Here is a 5,338-nt window from a genome sequence, read left to right as displayed (position 1 = left end):
CAGGTCAACAGGAATTGAACGTTGCTGGAACTCTGCGTCCCTTGCAAGGGATGACGTCTCACCAGTCTCCGACAGTTGCCTGCATCACCGCGAGCGCGGCCACCGCCGCCGTGTCGGCGCGCAGGATGCGCGGGCCGAGCGGAATGGCGGTGACGAAGGGCAGGGCGCGCAGCATCTTGCGCTCGTCGTCGGAAAAGCCGCCCTCCGGCCCGACCAGCAGCGCAAGCTTCTTTTCCTTGACCGCCTGCAGCGCGGCCAGCGGATTGTTGGTCGAAGCATCCTCATCGCAGAAGATCAGCCGTCGCTCAGTGTCCCAGCCGGTCAGCAAACGGTCGAATTTTTCGGCTTCGTGCACCTGAGGCACGGCCAGGATGCCGCATTGTTCGGCGGCTTCGACGACATTGGCGCGCAGGCGATCGATCGACGGCTTGGCCACTTGCGTGTGCTGGGTGATGACCGGCTGCAGGATGCCGGCGCCCATCTCGACCGCCTTCTGCACGAGATAGTCGAGCCGGCCCTGCTTCAACGGCGCAAAGCAGTAGACGAGATCGGGCAGCGGCGGCTGCGGCCGCTGCAGCGCTGACACCTTCAGCCGCACCGCCCTTTTCGTCTTCGCTGATATGGCCGCTGACCACTCCCCGTCGCGGCCATTGAACACCAGGATTTCGGCGCCTTCGCCAAGCCGCAGCACATGCAGGAGATAGTGGCTCTGCTGTTGGCCAGCGTCGAACTCGACATCCGGCGCGAGATCGTCGGGCACGAACAGACGTTGCATCTTGTAATTGGCGCGCATCGCCGAGGAATGAGCGAGCCGGCCGCCGGCGTCAAGCCTCGGCGGTAGGATGCCACACCGGCCGAAAGCCACGCCGCAGCACGGCGAGCGTCGTGGCCGGCGTCAGCAGCGACAGCGTCCTGCCTTTGAGCAGGCCGAAATCTGCGGGTGGGCCATATCCCGCAAACGACCAGCGCAGCGTCTTGCCCCTACGCAGGGCATAAACAGTGCGACCATCCGCAACCATGGCGCCGTCCGGCAGGCCGGCAAGGTCTTCAACAGCAATCCCTGGCGGCCTGCCGCCCGAGGCCAGCCGCTCCTTGTGCAGCCGCTTGTCGACCATCGGCGCGCGCGGTTCGGCAATGCCGAACGCGTCGCCGAAGCGGCCGACGAAATCCCTGGCCCGTTCGCGCTGGCAAAAGAAGCAGGGGCGATGCCCGGCCGCCAATGCCGTCACCTCGTCGAGGAAGAACAGTTCTGTCCAGCCCGCTTTGCCGCCCTTCCGGTTGCGGCCCATCGGTTCGCGCCGCACATCGCGGAATTGGCGGACGCAGATGATCCAGGCCGGAAGCGCCCAGCGCTTCTTCTTGAGCGTCTTGGTCTCGGGATCGTGGATGATGCCGCGATTGCCGGTGAACATGCCGCGATCGGGCACAGCGTGGATGGTACCGAACGGATCGACCCGGTTCTGCAGTGGCATAGTTTTCTCTCCGGACACGCATCTTGGCTGCAATGCGAGCGGCATGATATCGCTCCTCGCATCTTTTCATGTCAGCAGGGTTTTGTGATGCGGGTGCTGGTGGTGCAGAACTACGACAATACCGGCCTCGGCCAGGTCGGCGCAGCACTTGCGGAAGCGGGTGCCGATCTCGACCTGCGTCTCCCTTACAAAGGCGATCCCCTGCCGGATGACGCGGCCGGGCATGATGCCATGATCGTGCTCGGCGGCGGCCAGAACGCGCTGGCCGACGATGAGTACCCCTATTTCCCGGCACTGCTCGAACTGACCCGCGACTTTGCCGACAAGGATCGCGCCGTGCTCGGCATCTGCCTGGGCAGCCAACTCGTCGCCCGTGCCTTCGGCGGCGAAAACCGCATCGGCGGCGCCAATGAGTTCGGCTGGCACGGCGTATCGCTGACGGCGGACGCCAAGGGCGATCCGGTGCTGGGCGCGCTGCCGGAGAAATTCCCGATCTTCCAGTGGCATGACGACACCTTCGTGCTGCCTGAGGCCGCCGTGCGGCTTGCCGGCAACGATGTCGCCGAGAACCAGGCATTTCGCGTCGGCCGCGCCGTCTACGGCTTCCAGTTCCATTTCGAGGCCGACCGGCCGATGGTCGAGGACTGGAGCACGTCGTTTGCCCCGACCATCGCCGCTCGCCATCCCGACTGGGCCGGCAAGCTCGATGGCGAAATGGCCCGCAACGGGCCCGATGCGGATGCCGCTGGCCTCGCCATTGCCCGTGCCTGGGTAGCGACCATCTGAGTGTTGGCCTCTCCGTACCCTCCAGCGTGACATAATTGGCACGCGGCGGTGAAACCGCCTGGGGAAAACCGTTTCATTCTTGGCTTGTGTCCGCCCGCCATCCTAGAAGGCGCGCGCTCTGCATCTTCTGTGCAACGGCTATGAACCTTTTGTGTGACCCGCGCGACACACCGTTGATACAGAACATGCCTAGAAGCGCAAAATCGTCGAAACTTTGAAGCGAATTCTCCGTTTCAACGCATTGGTAACCGCCTGGTGCACAGATGCAGAAAGCTCAACAAGAGATGACCTCCGTGAAAGCAGCGCTTCTGTCCTTTGCCATGTTGTCCGCCATCGTGCTGTGCGGTCTCGGCATCTATGCCGCCGACGCAGCCAACAACCACAACGCCGTCGACGGTTACGGCGTCACCGCCTCGCTGCGCTAAAGGCGGAAAGCGCCTTTCGCGTCCTCCGACGCGCGACGCTCAAGCTTCCTTGATCGTCATTGTCAGGATGCGTTTGTCCGCGCCGTCGACGACGAGCGCGCTCAGCATGCCTGATTGCCAGGCAAGCGTGTCGACATTGACGCGGTTGGCCATCACTTCCGCCTCCGGCACCGGCGTGTGGCCGTGCACCACGATCTTCGGATAGAGGTCGGGGTGGTTGTGGAAGACGTCGCGGATCCAGATCAGGTCCTGCGGGCTTTGCTTCTCCAGAGGATTGCCCGGCCTGATGCCGGCATGACAGAAGAAGAAGTCCCCGAAAGTCGCGGAGAACGGCAGCGATCGCAGGAAGTCGATGTGGCTTTGCGGCACGGCCTCGACCAGGGCCTGATGTCCTTTGCGCACGGCCGATTCGGCCTTGCCGAACCACATGCTTGTGCCTTCACTGATCGCCACGCCGTAAGAGTGTGCCGTCTGGATGCCGCCGAACCGGATGAAAAGCCCTTCCGGGTCAGGGGTCTTGAGAAAGTCGAGAAAACCGATGTCGTGGTTGCCGGCCAGCATCAGGTGACGAGGGTCGCGCTCTTGCGCTTCGATCAGGAAATCGATGACGCCCTTCGAGTCCGGCCCGCGGTCGACATAGTCGCCAAGATGGATGACGCGCCAGTCGGCAGGCGCCTCCTGCTCGATCTCGGTCCTGATGCGCCGATGCATGGCGGCCAGCAGGTCGAGCCGGCCGTGGACATCGCCGATCGCGTAAAGACGCACACCTTCCGGCCCATGCGCGTCGAGAAAATGGATGCCGGGTTCTGCCAATTTTTCGGTGTCTCCGTGGTCGCGCGGTCACGGGCTTAGCGCCGGAGCTGGTCCTTGCCCATGTCGGTGACAAGACGCTTTCCGCACAGCGCCAGCGTGATGTCCATCTCCTTGCGGATGATTTCCAACGCCTTGGTAACCCCTTCCTTGCCAAGCGCCCCCAGGCCATAAAGAAATGGCCGGCCGATATAGGTTCCCTTGGCACCTAGGCAAAGCGCCTTCAGGACATCCTGCCCGGAGCGGATGCCGCCATCCATATGCACTTCGATCGTGTCGCCAACCGCGTCGGCAATCTCTTCCAGCACGCCGATCGACGACGACGCACCATCGAGCTGGCGCCCGCCATGGTTGGAAACGATGATCGCGTCGGCGCCGGTCTTGGCCGCCATCAGCGCGTCCTCCTTGTCGAGAATGCCCTTGAGGATCAGCTTGCCGCCCCAGCGCTCCTTGATCCAGGCGACGTCCTTCCACGACAGATGCGGGTCGAACTGCTCCGTCGTCCACGATGCCAGCGAGGCCATGTTGCCGACACCCTTGGCGTGGCCGACAATGTTGCGGAAGGTCCGCCGCTTCGTGCCGGCCATGGCGGCGCACCAGTGCGGGCGGATGGCCATGTCGACGATGTTCGTCAGCGTCAGCTTGGGTGGCGCCGAAAGCCCATTGCGGATGTCCTTGTGGCGCTGACCGAGAATCTGCAGGTCGAGCGTCAGCACGAGCGCCGAGCATTTCGCCGCCTTTGCCCTGTCGATCAGGTTGAGCACGAACTCCTTGTCACGCAGCACATAGAGCTGAAACCAGAACGGCTTCGTGGTTACCGAGGCGACATCCTCGATGGAGCAGATGCTCATCGTCGACAAGGTGAACGGCACGCCGAATTCCTCCGCCGCCTGAGCCGCCAGCATCTCGCCATTAGCGTGCTGCATGCCGGTCATGCCGGTTGGCGCCAATGCCACCGGCATCGACACTTTTTCGCCGATCATCGTCGATGCCAGCGAACGGTTGTCCATATCGACGAGCACGCGCTGGCGGAACTTGATCTTCTGGAAATCCTCTTCGTTGGCCCGATACGTGCTTTCGGTCCACGAACCGGAATCGGCATAGTCGAAGAACATCTTCGGCACGCGCCGGCGGGCGAGGTCCTTGAGGTCGGCGATGGTCAGGATCTGGCTCATGGGCTTCCCGTTTCGATAGCTAGGAGCGTTTGCGTGCAGGTTCGGTATCGGTGGCTTCGACCCGCTGCTTCAGCCTCAGTCGCGAAACGCGCTGCCAGTCGCCGCTGCGCTCGGCTTCCGCCATCGACCGTTCGACATAGGTGATGTGGTCCATCGCCGCTTGCCGGGCAGCATCCGGATCGCCGGCCTTCACCGCCGCATGGATCGCGCGGTGCTGCGCCAGCAGGGCGTCGCGCGCGCCTGGCACGGTGAACACCAGCAGCCGGTTCTGGAACACGCCTTCCGACAACAGCCGGTAACAGGAGCGCAACGTGTGCAAAAGGATGATGTTGTGCGCGCATTCGCAGATCGCGTGGTGGAACTCGACATCAATCTCGGCCTCGTCGTCGAAGTCGCCGGTCCGGTGCGCATCGTCCATGCGTGCCATGATCTTGTCGAGCAGCGCCATGTCGTCGGCAGTGGCGCGCCGTGCCGCGTATTCAGCCGCGACCCCTTCGATCTCGCGGCGATATTCCAGATAATCGGTCACTGCCTTGCGGTGCATCGAGATCAGGTCTGTCACCGGTTTGGTGAAGAGCTGGCCGATGACATCGGCGACATGCGTGCCGCCGCCGGGCCTTGTCGTCAAAAGGCCGCGTCCTTCCAGTGCCTTCAGCGCATCACGCAGGAT

Annotated in this window: 7 protein-coding genes; 2 read left to right on the top strand and 5 right to left on the bottom strand. The window is 63.4% G+C overall.

Going from position 1 to position 5,338, the window contains the following annotated elements; all coding sequences use genetic code 11:
* Window positions 1-58 precede the first annotated feature (58 nt).
* Both EN964_RS23200 and EN964_RS23195 read right to left on the bottom strand, forming a co-directional pair.
* Entirely contained in the window at window positions 59-793 is a 735-nt protein-coding gene (locus EN964_RS23200) for a 16S rRNA (uracil(1498)-N(3))-methyltransferase (protein ID WP_127267710.1), read from the bottom strand.
* Window positions 794-824: 31 nt separating this feature from the next.
* A complete protein-coding gene (locus tag EN964_RS23195; protein WP_127267709.1) occupies window positions 825-1,472 on the bottom strand; it encodes a hypothetical protein in 648 nt (215 codons plus the stop codon).
* Window positions 1,473-1,559: 87 nt separating this feature from the next.
* Here EN964_RS23195 and EN964_RS23190 point away from each other — a divergent pair, with 87 nt between their 5' ends.
* Together EN964_RS23190 and EN964_RS39135 are read left to right on the top strand one after the other, a co-directional pair.
* Window positions 1,560-2,258, top strand: coding sequence for a type 1 glutamine amidotransferase (locus EN964_RS23190; RefSeq protein ID WP_127267708.1), 699 nt, complete (start codon window positions 1,560-1,562; stop codon window positions 2,256-2,258).
* 293 nt (window positions 2,259-2,551) lie between these two features.
* The gene (locus tag EN964_RS39135; protein WP_013893872.1) at window positions 2,552-2,683 is read left to right on the top strand and encodes a hypothetical protein; all 132 of its coding nucleotides are present in this window, start codon (window positions 2,552-2,554) and stop codon (window positions 2,681-2,683) included.
* Window positions 2,684-2,722: 39 nt separating this feature from the next.
* Here the strand turns inward: EN964_RS39135 and EN964_RS23180 are convergent, their stop codons facing one another.
* From EN964_RS23180 to EN964_RS23170, 3 genes are all read right to left on the bottom strand, one after another.
* Complete coding sequence (locus EN964_RS23180; RefSeq protein ID WP_127267707.1) at window positions 2,723-3,496, bottom strand: metallophosphoesterase family protein; 774 nt, start codon at window positions 3,494-3,496, stop codon at window positions 2,723-2,725.
* Between the two features lie 35 nt (window positions 3,497-3,531).
* Window positions 3,532-4,668, bottom strand: a complete 1,137-nt coding sequence (locus EN964_RS23175; RefSeq protein ID WP_127267706.1) for an alpha-hydroxy acid oxidase — start codon at window positions 4,666-4,668, stop codon at window positions 3,532-3,534.
* A gap of 19 nt (window positions 4,669-4,687) precedes the next feature.
* The coding region (locus EN964_RS23170) for a FadR/GntR family transcriptional regulator (RefSeq protein WP_127276764.1) at window positions 4,688-5,338 on the bottom strand (651 nt) is incomplete at its 5' end.

Origin of the sequence: Mesorhizobium sp. M7A.F.Ca.CA.001.10.2.1 (genome assembly GCF_003998575.1) — a bacterium.
GTDB lineage: Bacteria > Pseudomonadota > Alphaproteobacteria > Rhizobiales > Rhizobiaceae > Mesorhizobium.
Note: the sequence above shows the minus strand (reverse complement) of the source record. Positions and strands in the feature narration are given on the sequence as shown.